This is a genomic window from Candidatus Thiodiazotropha sp. CDECU1 (assembly GCF_963455295.1).
Taxonomy (GTDB): domain Bacteria; phylum Pseudomonadota; class Gammaproteobacteria; order Chromatiales; family Chromatiaceae; genus Thiodiazotropha.
Genome location: NZ_OY734020.1, coordinates 1,149,411 through 1,167,837, shown reverse-complemented (window position 1 = coordinate 1,167,837; position 18,427 = coordinate 1,149,411). Strand labels below are relative to the sequence as shown.

Here is an 18,427-nt window from a genome sequence, read left to right as displayed (position 1 = left end):
TCATTTAATTCAATGATTACTCACGCAGCAGCTCACGGATCTGCTGTTGGTACTCTTCCTCGTAGCCAGGTTTGTATCCCTTATGCAGATAACGTATCCGCCCGTCCCTGTCGACCATGAAGGTGCTCGGCATCGCTTTAACCTGGTACTCCTTACTCACCTGGCTACGGTCATCGTAGAGGATGGGGAAGCTCACCGGCAGATCGCTCAACATCTTGTCCGCAGCCTTCTTGTCTTCATCCACATTCACCCCCAGCAAGGAAAATCCCAGGGATTGATAGCGATCGAACAACTGCTGCAACAGGGGCATCTCCTGACGACAGGGACCACACCAGGATGCCCAAAAATTAACCATCACCACCTGGCCTCTCAGCTCACTCAGTTTTATATTCACCCCCTCGCGACTCTTGAGGGTGAAATCTGGAGCCATGGGCGTCTGATTGGCTGCAGCGGCATAGCCACAAGCCATGGATAACAGGCCGGCCAGGATCAGCTGGTGCAATCGACTTCGTATCTGGCGTTTACTTAACATCATCATTCCCTCAAAAGAAGTAGGTCAGGCCAGCGTGCAGCTCGAAGTTGTGAATTGTCTTCGATTCACCCAACAGGTCTGATTCAAACATATGATCCCTGGCATCGAGATGCAGGGTTAGCCAATCATTGATCAAGAGGCGATAGCCAGCACCCAGGTTGACAGTAAACTCATCATCCCCTGCAAAGCGGGTGCTACCGGCACCGCCAATCAGATAGAACTGACTGTTGAAGGCATACTTGCCACCCAAAAACACCTCACCGGGAAGCAGGTTGTACCCCACCGAGAGGTTGTAATAGGTAAAATCACGTTCATCATCGGTGAGCAGCTGAATATCACCACCCAGGAGTTCAAAACTGGTCTCGTTGGCCTCGGTGGTGCCGACCGCCGCCTCAACGAATATGGAGTCCGTGAGGTGATAGGCGAAGCGGGCGCCAAACACACCACTGGTGCCGAAATCCTCGATACTCATCAGCCCGACATAGAACCCTATCTCGAAGTCCTCGGTATCGATTTCGGGTTCCACGATCTCCCTGCGCGCAATCTCAGGTTCAATAAGCAACTCCTCACGCAGGCCCTCTCCGATAGGTTCTGCTGCCATGCAAGGCATCATGATCCACGCCATCACAAGCAGCGCTGGGTTCAGAAAAAGAAACCGAGTCCGATTTTCCACTGGTCAAATTCCTCGTTGTCTTCACGACTGGTAAATGCGGTGTAGTGGCGAAACTCTCCACGCAGAAAAAAACGCCGCGTCAGATAGACACGTAAGCCAACGCCTACATGGGCCGTAGTGTCGGTGCGATCCTCAGCCTGAACCAATGTGGACTTGGGCTCGGTACGAATCACGCCCCCTCCCAAAGTGAAGAAGGGACTGTAGGTCCACTCGGGAAAGGGTTGGGAAAGCAAGTTGACGTCAAACAGGTATTCGCTTGAGAAATCCCCCAAGGCCTGGGAAAAACTGAGTTCAGTGGAGAGATTTTCATTGAACGAGTAACCGCCATACAAACCAAGTAGGGTGGCGCCCTCCATGTCACCCCCATAGAAACCGAACTCCCAATCCCTGTCCCTGAAGTCGTCCTGTGAATAGGATGCCAGCTGCAGCGGCTCTCCATCCGAGGTTTGGGTGCGGCGCATCTGTTCAAGGCTGACCCAACCCGATCGGCCCCGGCGCGTGACCACTTGGAACCAATCGGTACGACGCTTTCGAATCTCGACCCACTCCATCCTTTCCGCCACCTGGACGATGGGATAGGTCTCCCCCGGTCCTGTGTGCATTTCGATGTAGGGGGCCGTCACCTGAACCCGTAGATACTCTTCATCCGCTAAACAGATTGCAGGCATCAGCCAGATCAATAACCAGCTCGTCCACAGGTACCGCTTTAACCTAAAAAATCTCAAACTCAATCATCCACTGGTGCCATGAAGGGGTCATTGTAATACTGAGCGCCTATATCAAGCCATTCAGTAATCAGTTTTTTCTCCGCATCACTCAGATAACCCGCATGAACACCACCTGGATCAAACAAGCTTAGGAAACGGCCGCCACTTGCCGAACCCGCCTGCATCGAGGGAGGCACCTGGACCGGTACGTCAGGTAGTGGAATCGGATTGCCATCTGCATCCAGTACCAATGCACCGTTCTCATCGGTTTCATAGAGTTGCTGGCCATTTTCATCCAATTGCGGCACCAGAATATCAACCAGAAGACCATCCACCACCTCTTGCTCGTTGTCGCTAAAGAGCAGCTCCCGATAGGCGGCGAAGTGATCAGGCTCGTCTTCGGATGCACCATCAGTCAGATCCAGTTGACCATCCGGCACCACCGTCACACCGTCATCGTCCGTATCATGACACAGGGTACAGGTATGGTCATCGATTTGAGTATCCGTGGCATCGAATACCGGTCGCGGTAGAGACCATAAGGGATGAATATGATCTTCGTAATGTATCACCGCACGACAAAACACAGTCCAATCGCTGCTGCAGACAGGGTCACTCATGGGTGACTGGGTTTCCAGATCTGCGTAGCGATAGCTGAACTCTGCATCCGGCTCCCGCATGGCCGGGTCGGTCCAGACATCGGTAAACAACAAGTCCATGCTGGGATCACAAGCACTGGCACTGCACTGAAGACGATTGCGTGTCTGTGCCATGGTCTCGCCGAAATCGCTCCAAAGCTCAGGATTGGCATTGGGGAAGGGTACACCACTGGCTGTACCGCCACTGTTGACACTGGGTGGCGCGGCACTCAAACGTCCATGGGTAAGCGGACTGTCCGCAGCATGACAACCACCACAAGTCACCACCTCTCCCGGCCTGAACTGGAGCCAGAATGTATGGGGTTGATCGACCCGTTGTCCATCCGCATCCAGGATACTGAAACTGACGGGTACATTGGCAGGCACCTTCACCTGTACCGATCCATCGGGTTCGATGGGTGTGTAACCGATCACCTCGCGCATACCAAACTGGGTGGTTGCGCCAAACGCACTGTTGGGAAAATCGAGCACATCATCATCGGGTATGGTTACCTGCTTGATCAGGCGCAGAAACCTTGCCGGACGTTGATCTGCCCGTGTTTGTGCCGGATCCGCGAGGGTAGCAATGTCGGGATCTGCCACGTCAACCCCATCCAGGTCATAGACACTGCGAATATGCAGCAACCCGGCCTGATCTGACACCAGGGTCGGATCAAGATCGATACCTGCAGTCTTGTCGTGGCGAATAGTCGGCACGCTACGCGCCACCGCCACCACCGCATCTGTGTAGATGATGCCCTCTTGCGGCTTGACGATCGGTTGCTGGGTCCCCTCATCGCCGTCATAGATAAACAGGCCGTAGAGAGGTGGTGCAGCTTCTGTATCGGGATTGGCGAGACGCTCCTCTGTGCAGGGAACGATGACATCGTCTTCCAAGGCCCGACACTGGTTCCAGCTGATCACCATTCGATCCGTCCCGTCGAACATTGGGTAGGCGCTGCGCAGCTGCCCCCCCCTCGACAGACTCCCGTCAGTGGAGACCTGGAGGGTGGTCGCCTGAGACTGCGCCGGGCCGGTCAGACCCATGTTTTCCCATGTAGGCTGGTCGTTGTCCACATAGTTGGTACTGTCTATCAGCACCAGGTCGCCGCCCTCATTGGTACCATCGAAAGGCAACACCAGTGCCAGAATACGGCCGTCCGGCATCTCGATCGGACGCAGAAACTGCACCGTGCTGCCTCCGGTTCCGGAATCGTGGCTGTTCAATCCGTACAGCAGCTCCATCTCAGTGCCATCAGGATTCATACGGTAGAGATGAATGGCATTATTGCCATCGGCATTGTCCCAGCGACTGAACACAACCTGGCCATTGGCGAGAACGCTGGGAGAGAAGTCATGGCTGCGGTTGAACGAGATCTGCGTAAGATTGGTACCGTCACTGTTCATGACATGCAGCACCATGGCGGGCTCGTCAACCGACCGCTCCATAGCGAGATATTGGGGCTTGCCCTCATCCAGTAATCGAGCCTTGGCAAGGCGCTGTCTGGTGGAAGAGAAGACGATGCGCCCGTCGGGCAGATATTGAGGAAAGCGGTCATGCCCGTCTTCCGCAGTGATATCCGAAACGATGACGCGACTCAAGGATTCACTGGGAATGTCATACTCCCAGATATTCCATGTCGGCTGATCTTCGGGCTCGGCATCCTCGATGAGGGGAAGCCTGAGAGAAAAGAGTAATTTGGTTCCGTCAAATGAGACACTGACATCCCTGACATCACCCTCACCATCAGTTACCGATCCTGTCAGGTTGAGCTCTTCAGCCCCAGCTGCAGCGTAGTCCTTCAGGTAGAGGTCTCCACCCGCCTCGCTGAACTGACTGACGCGGATGTCGGTGTTGGTTGTCTCTGTAATCGGACGCTTCACATACGCCACAGGGTAATCCACAACTACCGGATCCTGTTCCTGGCTGCTTCCACCACCGCATCCATACAGACCGAGGATGAGCAACAGGGCAAACAGACTTGGAAGCATCATTATGGGATTAACCAGTTTCATCTGTAGCTTGGATCCTCCTGGAAATCCGATCTTTAAGATCTGATCGAGCCGTGTATGCCTGCCCCGTCCGTCCACCCGCCCAAGGTGTAACCAGGGGACATCATCAAAAACTGCTCAGGACGAGTATTGACTCGTGCTATCGACTAGTAAAATCATGGACTTGAGAGTCTACCTCATCGAAGTGACCAATCAGTGCGCGAGTTCACACCCTTAAAAAACAGAGGTCACGTATTCACCACTTCGGATTGACAAAAATTGGGAAAGATATAGAAGAAAGGAAACGATACATGTGGCTCGAAGGCAGCTTCGAGGTAAGTCACAAAGATGGATACAGGGGCACGTTCATCATGTCATTTCAGGGTCAGTACAAAGATAGTATTTTGCTTCCTAATAAACCACAGCTGTTTCTAACTCTCACTCTGCTCGCTCTCTTCAGTGTCATGGTGTCGGCAGGGCCCCGCGAACAGGCAAAACGCATACACGACCGGATTGCCGGCGTGCCACCGTCTACCGCCACCCTGGCGCAAATGGTCACAGAGATAGAAACCAACAATGATCCCCTGGCAGCTGCCATGCTCGCTACCGAGCATCCCGATTTCTACAATGTCACACTGAAGAACTGGGCCACCCCCTGGACCAACGAGGAGATGACACCCTTCGCAGCGCTGAATGACTATAGCGCCACCGTCATCGGTATGGTGAGAGACGAGGTACCTTTCAACCAGCTCCTCTCCGCAGACATCCTGTATGTGGGTAGTAATGCACCTGCCTACTCCAACAGCAATAACGACCACTATGAGGCCATGGAGAGCCAGGGCCTGAACCTCAAGGATGTCCTACAACAAACCACACAGTCGAGCGTGACAGGTCTACCTGTGGAAGGGACCGCCGGGGTCATCAGCACCCGTGCTGCCGCCAGGGCGTTTTTCATTGACGGCACCAATCGGGCCATGTTCAGTTTCACCCTGCTCAATCACATGTGCAAGGTGCTTGAGGAGATCAAGGACCCGACGCGACCCGCAGACCGGATCCGTCAGGACGCCACCCGCAGTCCCGGGGGGGATAGCCGGGTATGGTTCAACAACTGCCTGGGATGCCATGCCGGCATGGCGCCCCTGGCCCAGGCCTACGCCTACTATGACTACGAGTATCCCGAAGACGACATGGAGGGAGGCCGCCTTGTCTACACCCCCGACAGCGTGCAGCCCAAATATCTGATCAACAGCAGTGTCTTCAAGAATGGCTATATCACGCCTGATGACCGATGGGATAACTATTGGCGGGAGGGGCCGAATTCAGTGCTGGGTTGGGATCCCAACCTGCCTGGGTCCGGAGTAGGCGCCAAATCCATGGGTGAGGAGTTAGCCAACTCGCATGCATTCGCCGAATGCCAGGTCACCAAGGCCTTCCAGGCAGTCTGCCTGCGCGCGCCCGTGGACAGCGCCGATCGCACCCGGATCGCAGAAATCACCAGCAACTTCAAAACCGACTACAACATGAAACGCGTATTCGCTGAAACCGCCGTCTATTGCGCAGGGGATTGAGTCAGTGACCATGCAGAACTACACACAACAGCATGATGGATGGGTGGGAAGATTAATCGCCATCACCCTTTCCGTATCCACAATCTTCGGCATACAGGGCTGTCAGGACGGGGTCAGTACCGAAAGCCTCCAACCTACCACGGTTTCCACCAGTACTTACACTGGACCTGCCGCCCGCACCTCTGACATCCAAGGCTTCCGGGTGAGTGTATGGGAACCCCTGCGGGCGGAAAATCGCTGCGGCTCCTGCCACAATGCCGGGGGTCAGGCACCGCTATTCGTGCGTGAAGATGATGTCAATCAGGCCTACGAGGCAGCCAATCCCCATGTCAACAGAGCGGAACCAGACCAATCCTCCCTGGTCACCAAGGTTGCGAATGGACACAACTGCTGGGAGGCCAGTGACTCTGCTTGCGCCACCATCATCACCAACTATATAGAATCCTGGGTAGGCGACGGTGCCGGAGGTGGACGGCAAATCGAACTCGAAGCACCACCCAACAAGGTTATCGGCGAAAGCAAGTCCTTTCCCGACGATCCCAGCCTGTTTGCAACCTATGTACACCCGTTGCTGACAGATTACTGTTCAGAATGTCATGTCGAAGATGCAGCCGCCCCACAGTCGCCCTTCTTCGCCACTGCGGACAGCAATGTTGCCTATACCGCAGTCAAGACCTCGATCGATCTGGATACGCCGGCCAACTCCCGCCTGGTACAACGTCTGATCGAACTCCACAACTGCTGGGACGACTGCACCGCCAACTCCCTGGAGATGCAGGGCGCCATTGACCAGATGGCCAGCAACATCTCACCCACCCCCATCGACCCGGCACTGGTGGTGAGCAGCGCCTTGAGTCTTCCGGAAGGGACCGTGGCCAGTGGTGGCAGCCGCTACGAGAACGCCGTCATCGCTTTGTTTGAGTTCAAGACAGGTAGCGGCAGTATCGCCTACGATACCAGTGGCGTCGATCCCGCTATCAACCTGAGTATCAGTGGCGGGGTCACCTGGGTTGAGGGCTGGGGCCTCGACTTTAGCGATGGTAAGGCCCAAGGCAGTACCGGTGACAGCCGCAAGATCTCACAATTGATTCAAGCCACCGGTGAATACACCGTTGAGGCCTGGGTGGTTCCAGCCAATGTCACCCAGGAGGGACCCGCGCGGATTATCAGCTACTCTGCCGGTACCGATGTGCGTAACGTCACCCTCGGTCAGACCCTCTACAACTACAACCACCTGCATCGTTCCAGCACCACCGACGGTAATGGCGAACCCGCCCACTCCACCTCTGACGATGATGAAGATCTGCAGGCGACAGAACAGCATGTGGTGGCCACCTTCGATCCTGAAAACGGGCGACGCCTGTATGTGGATGGGGTGTTTACCGACGACCTTGACGAAACCGCCCCCGGCAATCTGAACGATTGGGATGACAGCTATGCCCTGGTACTGGGCAATGAGGCCTCCAGCGACCGACCCTGGGCAGGTAAGATACGCTTGTTGGCGATCCACAACCGGGCACTGAATGCAGAGCAGGTCAAACAGAATTTCGATGCCGGTGTGGGCGAGAAATATTTCTTACTCTTCAATGTCACCGACCTGCTCAATCTGCCTCAGAGTTATGTCATGTTTGAGGTCAGCCAGTACGACAACTACAGCTATCTTTTCCGTCAACCCAAGTTTATCAGCCTGGACGAAAGCGTCATGCCGGGTTCAATCCCACTCGAGGGCATGCGTATCGGTATCAATGGCAAAGAGGCGGCCGTGGGACAGGCCTACGCACGTTTGGCGACAACCATCAATGACAGCGAATACACGGCCAATGGTCAGTTATTGTCGACCATGGCAACCACCATCCCCTCCGAGAAGGGTTCCGATAGCGACGAGTTTTTCCTCACCTTCGAGCGGCTTGGATCACATACCAACGTCTACACCGAACCGGCTGTACTGCCTCCGGCGGAACCGGCAGATGGTGAACCTGTATCGGAGATCGGACTCCGCACCTTTGATGAGATAAACGCCACCATGGCATCTCTGACGGGTGTCAGCCCCTCCCTGGAATCGGTACAGACCACCTATACCACTATCAGGCAGCAGCTGCCATCGTCGGAAGATATCAATGGATTCCTCTCGTCCCATCAAGTGGCGGTATCACAATTGGCGATTGAGTATTGCAGTTCAATGGTTGACGACACCACACTGCGTGCCGCGATGTTTCCCGGTTTCGACTTCAACACCAATGCCAATGACATTCAGAGCGCCACCTGGCAGAACCAGGTGGTCGCGCCACTGATGAGTCAGTTCATGGGTGAGCAGTTGTCCACCCAACCTGCACCATCTCTGGTTGAGGGCGAACTGATGAACCTGTTGACAGGTAGCGTGGGACTGGCCAGGTGTAGCGGCACATGTGAAGCGGACCGCACAGAAAAGGCGACCAAAGCTGCCTGTGCCTCGCTGCTTGGTAGCGCCGTTGTGCTACTCCAATAGGTAATGGTTTTAATGGATAGGCAATACGCCTCAGTTAATAGTCTGTGTGACAAACGGTAAAGATATCATGCGCAGAAAAGTGAAGAACCTCTCTCCTGATGCCCCGCTGCTATACCCGGATCATCCACGTCCGGTGACACGCCGGGATTTTATCCGTCAGGGTCTGATGGCAGGCTTGGGCGCTGTCACCACCCCTTCACTCTTCGGCCTGTTCGCCAACCCCGGCGAAGCCAGGGCCGCCCTCTCATCCGATCTGGAGGCCTTGAAGAACATCTGCGGCATAGATACCCTCGGTGGCGGTAAGATCCCCTTTATCTGCTTCGATCTCGCAGGCGGGGCCAATATCGCCGGCTCCAATGTACTGACGGGAGGCCAGGGTGGCCAATTCGACTTTCTCACCACTGCCGGTTACAACCGTCTCGGCCTGCCGGGCGATATGGTGCCACCGATCACCAACCCGGATAGCGGACTGAGTGACTTCATCAACACTGAGCTGGGCCTCGCCTTCCATTCGGACAGCGCCTTTTTGCGCGGCATCCTGGAAAAGGTATCGGCAGTCAATCGCGCCAGCATCAATGGGGCCATCATACCGGCCCGGTCGGAGAACGACACCGGCAACAATCCCCATAATCCCATGTATGCCATCAACCGCTGCGGTGCCGACGGTGAATTGTTGACCCTGATAGGATCCCGCAGCTCCGATTCCGGCGGTAATTCAGTGGCCCCGGCGGATCAGATCGACCCCGCCGTGCGTCCCACCAAGGTCGACCGGCCCAGCGACACGACCGGCCTGGTGGATACCGGTAAGTTGGTGGGCATGTTCGATCAGGCCGATGCCGTTGCGGTTATGGAAGCGATACAGCGGATCTCCGATATGAAGCTGAATAGTGTCAATACCGGCATCACCACCGACGATGTGGTCAAAGAGCTGATTCGCTGCGGTTATGTCAAGAGTGCCGACCTGGTGGACCGCTATGGTGATCCAGCCGCCCTCGATGTTACCGCCGACACCGACATCATCGGTCCGATCTTCACCCAGGATGAGTTCGACAACGACGGCGAGTTCCGCAAGACCGCGTCGGTCATGAAACTGGTCATCAACGGCTATGCCGGTGCCGGCACCATCACCATGGGCGGTTACGACTACCACACCGGCGACCGTGCCGTGGGTGAGGTCCGTGATCTGCGAGCCGGACGCTGCATGGGTGCCTGCATTGAATACGCGGCGCGCATCGGTATGCCACTGATGCTCTATGTCTTCAGTGACGGCTCGGTCTCCAGCAACGGTACCATCGACAACTCAGCAGATGGGCGTGGCAAGGGAGTCTGGACCGGTGACAACCAATCCACTGCCGCTTCTTTCTTCCTGGTATACAACCCCGGGGGGCAACCGGTGCTTGCGGGGGCTTCCGCCGATGAACAGCTGCAACATCAGCAGATCGGCTACTTTTCCGCCGACGGTTCAGTGGACAACGGTTCCAGTCCAGCTGCCAACAACGTCAATCAATTGGTACTGACCGTGGCACTGAACTACCTGGCACTACATGGTGAACAGGGTCAGTTCAACACCCTGTTCGGTACCAGCCTTGGCAATAACACCATGTTGGATAGCTTGACTGCATTCAATCCAATCATATAACTGAATTGGGGCCCGCCAATGGGCCCCGGATTTAAGACTGCCATTCAGTCATCGGATTGATTAGAATCATCGGCCTGTGACTTACCACCACCCATAAGGCCTATTGAGCAGGATGGAGCAATTGGCTCACGATTACATCATCTGGAACGCTGATCCCACGCTTTTCTCATTTGCCGGCATCGATATCCGATGGTACGGCGCACTCTTCGCAACTGCCTATCTACTGGGATACCAAATCATCCACTGGATCTACCAGCGCGAGGGACGCGATACCCAATCCCTTGAGCGACTTTCACTCTACCTGGTGATCGGCACCATTGTCGGTGCCCGGCTGGGACATTGCCTCTTCTACGATCCTACCTATTATCTCACCCACCCATTGAAGATGCTTGCAATCTGGGAGGGGGGCCTGGCAAGCCATGGGGGTGGTTTGGGGGTCATGCTAGCCCTCTATCTGTATAAACGTCAGACATCGGAATCCTATCTCTGGCTGCTGGACAGATTCGCCATCCCCACAGCCCTCGCCGGGGTTTTCATACGCCTAGGCAATATGTTCAACTCAGAGATCTACGGCGTGGAAACGTCGCTGCCTTGGGCGATCGTATTTAAGCGCATCGATAACTTGCCGAGACACCCGGCTCAACTCTATGAAGCCATCGCCTATGCCACAATTTTCCTGCTCTTATTGATCCTCTACCAACGCAGTAAAACCCCCCCTACACCGGGATTCTTGTTTGGCGTCTTCCTGGTCAGCGTATTCAGTTCAAGGTTCGCGATTGAGTTCGTCAAGGATAAACAGGCGGCCTATGCTATGGATCATTGGGTAAACACCGGACAATTGTTGAGCATTCCCTTCATCTTGGCAGGATGCATACTGCTTATGCTGACGCTAAGGTCCCGCAATAACCTCACTTGAAGAACCTTGCACCTTGAACCTCGATTGCAGATAGCAAAATGTAGTATCAGGCCCTGATATGTTGCATGCACTGCACGGACCTAGGGATTTTGCGCGAAGTCAAAATCGTGTACATAGGCCAGATTAATCATAAAATCCGGCACCGTATCGGTGGTGAGATTTTCCCCGATTGAGATATCGATACGCCGGGAATCCCCATCCAGGTGGATTGAGCCACCAACCGTCAGCAGCAAGGCAGCTCCACCGAGTTGATCAAGATCGCTGTCATAATGGGAAGAGTGGGCATCGACCTGTGCCTTCAGATCCAACCAGTTATATGCTCGCCAACCTAGCCCCAAGGCACCGAAAAAAACCACATCCCGCTGTAAATCCTGTAATAGATCAGCTTCGCCTTTTAGCAGGACCCCCGCCTGCCCATAGATTTCCAGCGGCCAGCGCCAGACGCTTCTCTGCTCCCAGCCGCTTACCCAGAGCGCCAGGTCCACAGACCCGCTTCCCAGCAGTTCATCCGCATCTCCGGTAGGCAGCTTGAGGCTTGCATGCAGGGCTATTCGCCTGTGGCTGCCGAGATCCCATACCGGTGCATGGGATAGGGAGAGCACCAGATCCCCTACCCCATTCCGGTTTCGATTGACCAGCACCTGCTCACCCTCGTTATTTTCATAACGATACACCAGGCGATTCCTGGGCCAGTCTTCACGATCTGCATTGGACAATCCGAAGATATCGTGCCAATTCTCAATCATGCCATCCATCGCGCCTTCATAATGAATCAGGTATGGCAGTTCAATTCCAATCTGCCAATCCTCGGCAATCCCCCGCTTCCATATGAGTGCCATCCTGTAGGTCTCCCCATCCAGCCTGATCCGCTCGCCATCAGAGTCACTCTGTATGGAATTGTTGGCCACATCCCCATTCAACTGCAGATAGGATTCATGCCTGGCCAGGAGATGGGATGAGCTGGCCGTGGGCAGACCAAAGATCTGAGTAAACGGGTTCATATTGCGTACATGGAATGGATCGACGTGTCCACTCTCAGCGAGTGCCGGGTAACAGGGAAGAGATCCCAACAGGATGATATAAAAAGCAGTACGCAAGTTGGCTATCAAGATCGATCCTCGAAGTTTATCCACAGGCATCCAATACCGACACCACCTGCAGACTCAATTTAACAAATACAAAACATAACAAATTCAATTACATAGTCACATAAATTGTCCACTAGTCTTTAGCCGGTCCGGGCATTATCATTACAATGCCGAGTGTGTGGCGAATATAATTCACATAACCTATCATGACATTTGGGCATAAAATACCAACTTTACATTTCAACCTGTGACTATGATCGCAAACGCAACGCATTAATTCATATAGATTTATTGTTTCATGATGCTGCTTAAAATGTTCTGGGAATCAATATCTTGAAGACCTTAATCCGAAATGCAATTCTACTCCTGTGCTGCCTCGGTTTCTCTCTCTCTGCTGAGCCCTTGAGTGATAAGGGTAAGGGACTTGATACACAGGTCGAGGATCTGAAAAAGGCTGTTATCCAACTCAATCGCGAACTCTTCATCCTGGAGGAGGAACTACTATTCCCAGGAAATACACAGGTATCCATCTTCCTCTCCCTGGATATCGGCAACTACTTCAAGCTTGACTCTGTGCAACTGCATATCGATAACAAGGAGCTCACCAACCACCTCTATACAGAACGCGAGGTCAAAGCCCTGCAACGGGGGGGTGTGCAACGGCTCTATCTGGGAAATCTCAAGGCAGGCGAGCATGAACTGGTTGCCTTCTTCACCGGGGTCGGTCCGAAGGGAAGAGATTACAAACGGGGTGCGACTGTCAGTTTCAACAAAGGGATCGGCCCGAAATACCTGGAGTTAAAGATCGTTGACAGTGTCGCCTTGCAACAGCCGGACTTCGAAGTCCGGGAGTGGGAGTGATAGGGGTGCTACCTGGCCTTACTTCCCGCCTCCTACTCACGCTCTCTCTCACCATACCACTCTGCGCTACCGCGGATATCCGTACTGGTGAACCTGAGGAACTGCGTGACCTGCATTATGGCGATGCCCTGTTCCAGCTCTATCAGCAGAACTACTTTCCGGCAATAGTTCGCATCCTTGCTGCCAGAAAACAGGGCTTGATGCAGGCCTATGCAGATGAACCCGAGTTACTTCTCGGTGGACTCTATCTTGCCTATGGCATGCCAAATACAGCAGAAGCGCTGTTCAATCGAATTCTACAAAACAGCGAATCTTCGCAAGTGATGAATCGCGCCTGGTTACAACTGGGTAAATCCCGCCACCGCCGGGGTAACATGGGCGCCGCAAAAAGCGCCTTGAATCAGATCGGTGAACAACTGGCAGCCGATGCCAGTGATGAAAAACACCATTTGAGCGGCCTTATCGGTCTGTTGCAAAAAAACGAATCCGACGCCCTTGCCGACCTCAACAAGATATCTCAACAGAGTGAATGGACGCTCTACGGCCGGTTCAATCAGGCCATCGGCTACCTGCGCACCGATCAACAGGAGCAGGGATTGGCTCTACTCCGGGAGATCGGTAGCGGAATCGATGAAAATGATGACATTGAGGCAAAATCCATCCGGGATAGAGCAAATCTCGCCATGGGTTATCTGCTGTTGGAACTACAGCAACCCGAGAATGCCCAACAGGCGCTGCAACGGGTTCGCCTCAACAGCCCTGCCAGCAGTCAGGCGCTGCTGGGTTTGGGCTGGGCCTCACTCCAACTGGGTCAACAGGAGCAGGCACTGGCGCCCTGGCAGATCCTGGCCGGGCGCAATGCCAGCGATCCGGCTGTACTGGAAGCCAAGCTCGCCATTCCCTATGTGCTCTCCCAGCTAGAGGCGGAGCAGCAATCATTGCAGGGCTATCGTGATGCGATAGCAACCTATGACGCCTCGCTGGATCAGTTGGATCAGTTGCTCAGCCAGGTTCGGGATAGCGGGTTCCCGGACAACCTGTTGGGCGATGACACCGGCGCCGGCGACTCCGAATCAGCAATGCGCTCACTGTTGTCATTTGTTCTCTCTGGAAATACCTTTCAGGAACGTCTCCAGGACTATCAGGACTTGGGACATATGGAGAGTAATCTACAGCAGTGGCGGGAAAAAATTAGCTCCTATCAGACAATGCTGAATAACCAACAAACGGCATACAACCAGAAACTGCCCCGTGTTGATGAGCATTTGAAAGGCGAGAATCTGAGAGAGGTGGTTGCCAAAAAAGAGCAGTTAAAAACACTCTATGACCAGGTTGCGACCACGGAAGAGCCACCCTATGCCCTCGCAAATCCCCAGGAGAAGGGCTGGATTGAGCGAATCAATCGAATAAAACGGATCATCAAAGAACACGGCGCGGGCGGAGATCTGGCACCACAAAAAGAGATGGCACGGCTGATGGAGGGTATTCTCACTTGGCGGATTGCCACTGAACACCCGGCAAGAGTCTGGTCGCTGAAGAAGCAGATGATCGAATTGGAACAAAACCTCGAGATGGCACATCAAAAGGAGACTGAATTGGCCAAGGCCCGTGCTGAGGCTGAGGGACGTTTCGATGCATTTTCCACGCGAATCAAACAACTCGAACAGGAACTCCCAGGGCTGCATAGACAGGTGAAGGTGTTACGCCAAGACGAGGCCGGGTTGTTGCGCGAGATGGCACTAGAAAGACTCGAACGACGGCGCAGTCTAATCAACAGCTATCTGGTCCAGGCCAGGTTTGGCGTCGCCAACCTGCTGGATATCAGTACCGCACGAGCAGGAGGAGAGGAATGAGGCTCTCTTTCTCGATCGCTCTGCTTGGCGCACTACTCTATGGCTGCTCGAATATGCCCATGATAGGTAAATCAAAACCTGATGAACCTACCCTGGCAGATATCCAAAAGCAGCCGGTAAAGGTTGAAAAAAAGGCCCTCTCCCCCACTGATCGCAACGAAGTCATCGAAAATTATCGCGCCATTCTGCAGCTTAATCCCGATCAGCGTCTGAATAGTGAAGCGACCCGTCGCCTGGCAGATCTTGAGTTGGAACGTAGTGAAACAAAACTATTGGATTCCACAGACGAACCAATCCCCAGCGATGCTGAACTAGACAAATCCATAAAACTTTATGAATCCCTGTTACGTAAGGATCCTAACTATGCATCCCGTGACCTGGTTCTCTATCAGCTGGCCAGGGCCTATGAGTTGAAGGGCGACTTAAACGCCATGATGCTGACTCTGCGCGCCCTGATTACACAATACCCCGACAGTCCCCACTGGCAAGAGGCCCAGTTCCGACGCGGTGAACACTTCTTCGTCTCGCAGCAGTTCGATAATGCCGAATCATCCTACAATGCCATTCTGAAACAACGTCAGGAGACACCCTACTACGACCGGGCGTTGTTCAAACACGGTTGGTCACTGTTTAAGCAACAAAACATCGAAAAGGGCCTCGATTCATTCACTCAATTGCTTGATCGCAACCTAGGTGATGCCCCGGAGGCCGATGTCAGCAAACTCTCTCCCGCCGATCAGAAACTATTAAAAGAGACCATCAGGGTGATCAGCCTGACCTTCTCTGAACTCGGTGGCGCAAAGCGCATCAGCCGTTACTTTGACACTAAAGGTCATCGCAACTACGAGTATATGATCTACCAGGGACTGGGTGATCTCTACCTTAAGCAAGAGCGTATCCAGGACGCGGCCGATGCCTATCTTGCCTTCGTAGACTTCTCTCCCGACCACCCCCAATCGCCCCGCTTGTCGGTGAAGGTGGTCGATATCTATACCGAAAACGACTTCCCGGGACGGGCAATAGAGAGTAAGAAAGCCTTTGTCCAACACTATGCTGTGGGCAGCGATGCCTGGAAGAAACAGGATCAGAAGAATCAGGCATGGTTGAATCAGCAGCTGCGCAACTATCTCAAAGAGCTTGCCGAATATCACCATGCGCTGGCGCAGCAATACAAAAAGAGCAAGGATAAAAAACTGGCTGCACAGCAGGCCAAACAGGGTGCCGAAGCAGCACACTGGTATCGGCTCTATCTGGATACCTTTGCCGACGATCCCACCGCAGGCAGTATCAGTTTCCTCCTCGGCGAGCTGTTGTTCGAGCTGAAAAAATATCCCGAAGCCGTGACCGCCTATGAGGACAGCGCCTACCGATTACCTGCCCACGACAAGCAGGCCGAGGCAGGGTATGCCGCCCTACTCGCCTATGCCGAGCATAAAAAAAGTCTGGCGGAAAATAGACAGCAGGCATGGAGTCGGCAGGGGGTGGAGAGTGCGCTGAAGTTCTGCGATATCTTCCCCAAGGATTCCCGGCGGGCCTCGGTCTTGACAGAGGCGGCCGATCAACTGCTGCAACTCAAGGAGATCGGACGCGCGCGTGGCGCCGCGTTGCAAGTCACCAATCTAAAACCGCCGGCGGAGAAGAAGCTGCTGCGCACCGCCTGGACCATTGCCGCCCACGCCGCCTTTGAACAGAAAGATTACCAGGCTGCGGAAAAGGCCTACCAGCAGGCACTGGTACTGATGCCCAATAAAGCCAAGGAAAGGAAACCCCTTGAGGAGAGGCTGGCTGCCAGTATCTACCAACAAGGCACCACCCTGCGTTCCCAGGGCGACAATAAAGGTGCGGCTCAGGCGTTTATGCGCATTGCCAAGCAGGCCCCCAAAGCCTCGATAATAGCCACTGCCGAGTACGATGCCGCCGCCAGCCTGATTGCCGCCGGTGACTGGGCAGGCTCGGTTAAAATCCTCGAATCCTACAAGGCGAAATATCCGAAGGATAAGTTGATACCGGAGGTCAACAGTAAACTCGCCGTTGCCTATATGGAGACCAAGCAGCCACTCAAAGCGGCCGCGGAGCTTGCCACTCTATCCACCCAGGCCGGCTCCCCCGAGTTACGCCGTGAAGCCGGCTGGCGCTCAGCGGAGCTGTATGAGAAAGCGGGCAAGCAGAAGCAGGCGATCGCCGCCTACAAACGCTACGTGAAGAACTTCCCTGCCCCCCTCGATCAGGCGATGGAGGGGGGGCAAAAGCTGGTCGAGCTCTATCACAAGGGGGGCGAGACAGGAAAGCGGGACTGGTGGTTGAAAGAGTTGATCCAGCTCGATGCTCGTGCCGGAAAACAGCGTAGCGACCGCACCCGCTATCTGGCTGCACAGGCATCCCTGCGCCTGGCCGAGGCGAACCTGCAGGGCTTTCGTCGCATCAAGTTGAAGGCCCCGCTGGAGAAGAATCTGAAACGTAAAAAACAGCAGATGCAGACAGCCATCAGCGCCTACAAAAAGGCCATCAAGTATGACGTGGCGGAGGTGACAACCACTGCCACCTACCAGATCGCAAAGATGTATCAGCAATTCGGTACTGATCTGATGGAATCCGAAAGACCCAAGGGGTTGAATGCGGAAGAGTTGGAACAGTATGAGATCCTCCTGGAAGAGCAGGCCTATCCCTTCGAGGAGAAGGCCATCAACCTCTACGAAACGAACGTGGAGAGGGTATCCAACGGCATCTATGATGAGTGGGTGAGGAAGAGTTTCGATGCACTGGCGAAGTTGTTACCCGGACGTTATGCCAAACAAGAGCAGCGGGAGGCGTGGATTGATGCGATCAACTAGTCTCCCTGTTCGATCCAGTGCAATCATCAGGCTCGTCTGCGCCACAGTTGTCTCCGCCCTGATTGTTTCAGGGTGCAGCGGCACACCCGCTATGGTCAAAGCCACAGAGACTGAGCAGAAAGCTGCTGCTACCGCTCCCAGCGTAAAGCCGAGCAGCGCAGAACCACAGCAGCAAAGGCGATTCGACGCGGCGGTGGCGCTGATGCGAAAAGACGATATCGTCAAAGCGAAACAGAGCCTGCAGGCATTGATCGATCAGAATCCCGGTTTGGCGGGACCCTATATCAATCTGGGGATCATCCAGTTGAACGAAGGTGAGCCGAGCAAAGCCGAACAGTCATTCACCACCGCCTTGCAGCTGAAGCCCGACAGCTCACCCGCGCACAACCAACTGGGTGTTGCGCTGAGGATGCAGGGGAAATTCCAGGAGGCGGAGCAGGCCTACCAATCGGCGCTTGAGATCAAGCCCGACTACCAGCTGGCTCACCGCAACCTGGGCATACTCTACGATCTCTATCTGAGCAAACCGAAACTGGCACTGCGACACTATAAACGCTGTCAGGTATTGAGTGGCTCCGATGACAAACAGCTTGGCGGTTGGATTCTCGATCTTGAACGACGTATCAAGTCAACAAAGTAACGGT

General features: G+C 54.4%; 13 protein-coding genes. 8 read left to right on the top strand and 5 right to left on the bottom strand.

Features of this window, described 5'->3' with window-relative positions:
- Positions 1 to 16: 16 nt before the first annotated feature.
- The 4 genes from R2K28_RS05365 to R2K28_RS05350 are packed head-to-tail and all read right to left on the bottom strand — an operon-like array spanning position 17 to position 4,566.
- Positions 17 to 538: a TlpA family protein disulfide reductase gene (locus R2K28_RS05365; RefSeq protein ID WP_316368341.1), complete on the bottom strand. Its 522-nt coding sequence runs from the start codon at positions 536 to 538 to the stop codon at positions 17 to 19.
- A gap of 4 nt (positions 539 to 542) precedes the next feature.
- Complete coding sequence (locus R2K28_RS05360; protein WP_316368340.1) at positions 543 to 1,133, bottom strand: outer membrane beta-barrel domain-containing protein; 591 nt, start codon at positions 1,131 to 1,133, stop codon at positions 543 to 545.
- A gap of 41 nt (positions 1,134 to 1,174) precedes the next feature.
- Positions 1,175 to 1,873 (bottom strand): outer membrane beta-barrel protein, encoded by a 699-nt coding sequence (locus R2K28_RS05355; RefSeq protein WP_316368339.1) that lies wholly within the window; start codon positions 1,871 to 1,873, stop codon positions 1,175 to 1,177.
- A gap of 59 nt (positions 1,874 to 1,932) precedes the next feature.
- Positions 1,933 to 4,566, bottom strand: a complete 2,634-nt coding sequence (locus R2K28_RS05350; protein ID WP_316368338.1) for a hypothetical protein — start codon at positions 4,564 to 4,566, stop codon at positions 1,933 to 1,935.
- A 380-nt stretch (positions 4,567 to 4,946) separates the two neighbouring features.
- On the opposite strand from R2K28_RS05350, the gene R2K28_RS05345 reads away from it, so the two are divergent.
- The 4 genes from R2K28_RS05345 to lgt all read left to right on the top strand — a co-directional run bounded on the left by R2K28_RS05345 (position 4,947) and on the right by lgt (position 11,150).
- Entirely contained in the window at positions 4,947 to 6,110 is a 1,164-nt protein-coding gene (locus tag R2K28_RS05345) for a hypothetical protein (RefSeq protein ID WP_316368337.1), read from the top strand.
- A 10-nt stretch (positions 6,111 to 6,120) separates the two neighbouring features.
- On the top strand, positions 6,121 to 8,595 hold the full coding sequence (locus R2K28_RS05340; protein WP_316368336.1) for a LamG domain-containing protein: 2,475 nt from the start codon (positions 6,121 to 6,123) through the stop codon (positions 8,593 to 8,595).
- 67 nt (positions 8,596 to 8,662) lie between these two features.
- Complete coding sequence (locus R2K28_RS05335) at positions 8,663 to 10,234, top strand: hypothetical protein (RefSeq protein ID WP_316368335.1); 1,572 nt, start codon at positions 8,663 to 8,665, stop codon at positions 10,232 to 10,234.
- A gap of 121 nt (positions 10,235 to 10,355) precedes the next feature.
- Entirely contained in the window at positions 10,356 to 11,150 is a 795-nt protein-coding gene (gene lgt, locus R2K28_RS05330) for a prolipoprotein diacylglyceryl transferase (RefSeq protein ID WP_316368334.1), read from the top strand.
- A gap of 80 nt (positions 11,151 to 11,230) precedes the next feature.
- Here lgt and R2K28_RS05325 read toward each other — a convergent pair whose 3' ends face one another.
- Positions 11,231 to 12,259 (bottom strand): DUF3187 family protein, encoded by a 1,029-nt coding sequence (locus R2K28_RS05325; protein ID WP_316368333.1) that lies wholly within the window; start codon positions 12,257 to 12,259, stop codon positions 11,231 to 11,233.
- Positions 12,260 to 12,571: 312 nt separating this feature from the next.
- Between R2K28_RS05325 and R2K28_RS05320 the strand changes: the two genes are divergently transcribed.
- Genes R2K28_RS05320 through R2K28_RS05305 form a run of 4 tightly spaced genes read left to right on the top strand, consistent with a single transcriptional unit; the run spans position 12,572 to position 18,423 of the window.
- Complete coding sequence (locus R2K28_RS05320; RefSeq protein WP_316368332.1) at positions 12,572 to 13,099, top strand: AraC family transcriptional regulator; 528 nt, start codon at positions 12,572 to 12,574, stop codon at positions 13,097 to 13,099.
- Between the two features lie 5 nt (positions 13,100 to 13,104).
- Entirely contained in the window at positions 13,105 to 14,952 is a 1,848-nt protein-coding gene (locus R2K28_RS05315) for a tetratricopeptide repeat protein (protein WP_316368331.1), read from the top strand.
- Entirely contained in the window at positions 14,949 to 17,783 is a 2,835-nt protein-coding gene (locus R2K28_RS05310) for a tetratricopeptide repeat protein (RefSeq protein ID WP_316368330.1), read from the top strand. Before R2K28_RS05315 ends, R2K28_RS05310 begins: the two co-directional genes overlap by 4 nt.
- Positions 17,770 to 18,423 (top strand): tetratricopeptide repeat protein, encoded by a 654-nt coding sequence (locus R2K28_RS05305; RefSeq protein WP_316368329.1) that lies wholly within the window; start codon positions 17,770 to 17,772, stop codon positions 18,421 to 18,423. Before R2K28_RS05310 ends, R2K28_RS05305 begins: the two co-directional genes overlap by 14 nt.
- Positions 18,424 to 18,427: the final 4 nt, after the last annotated feature.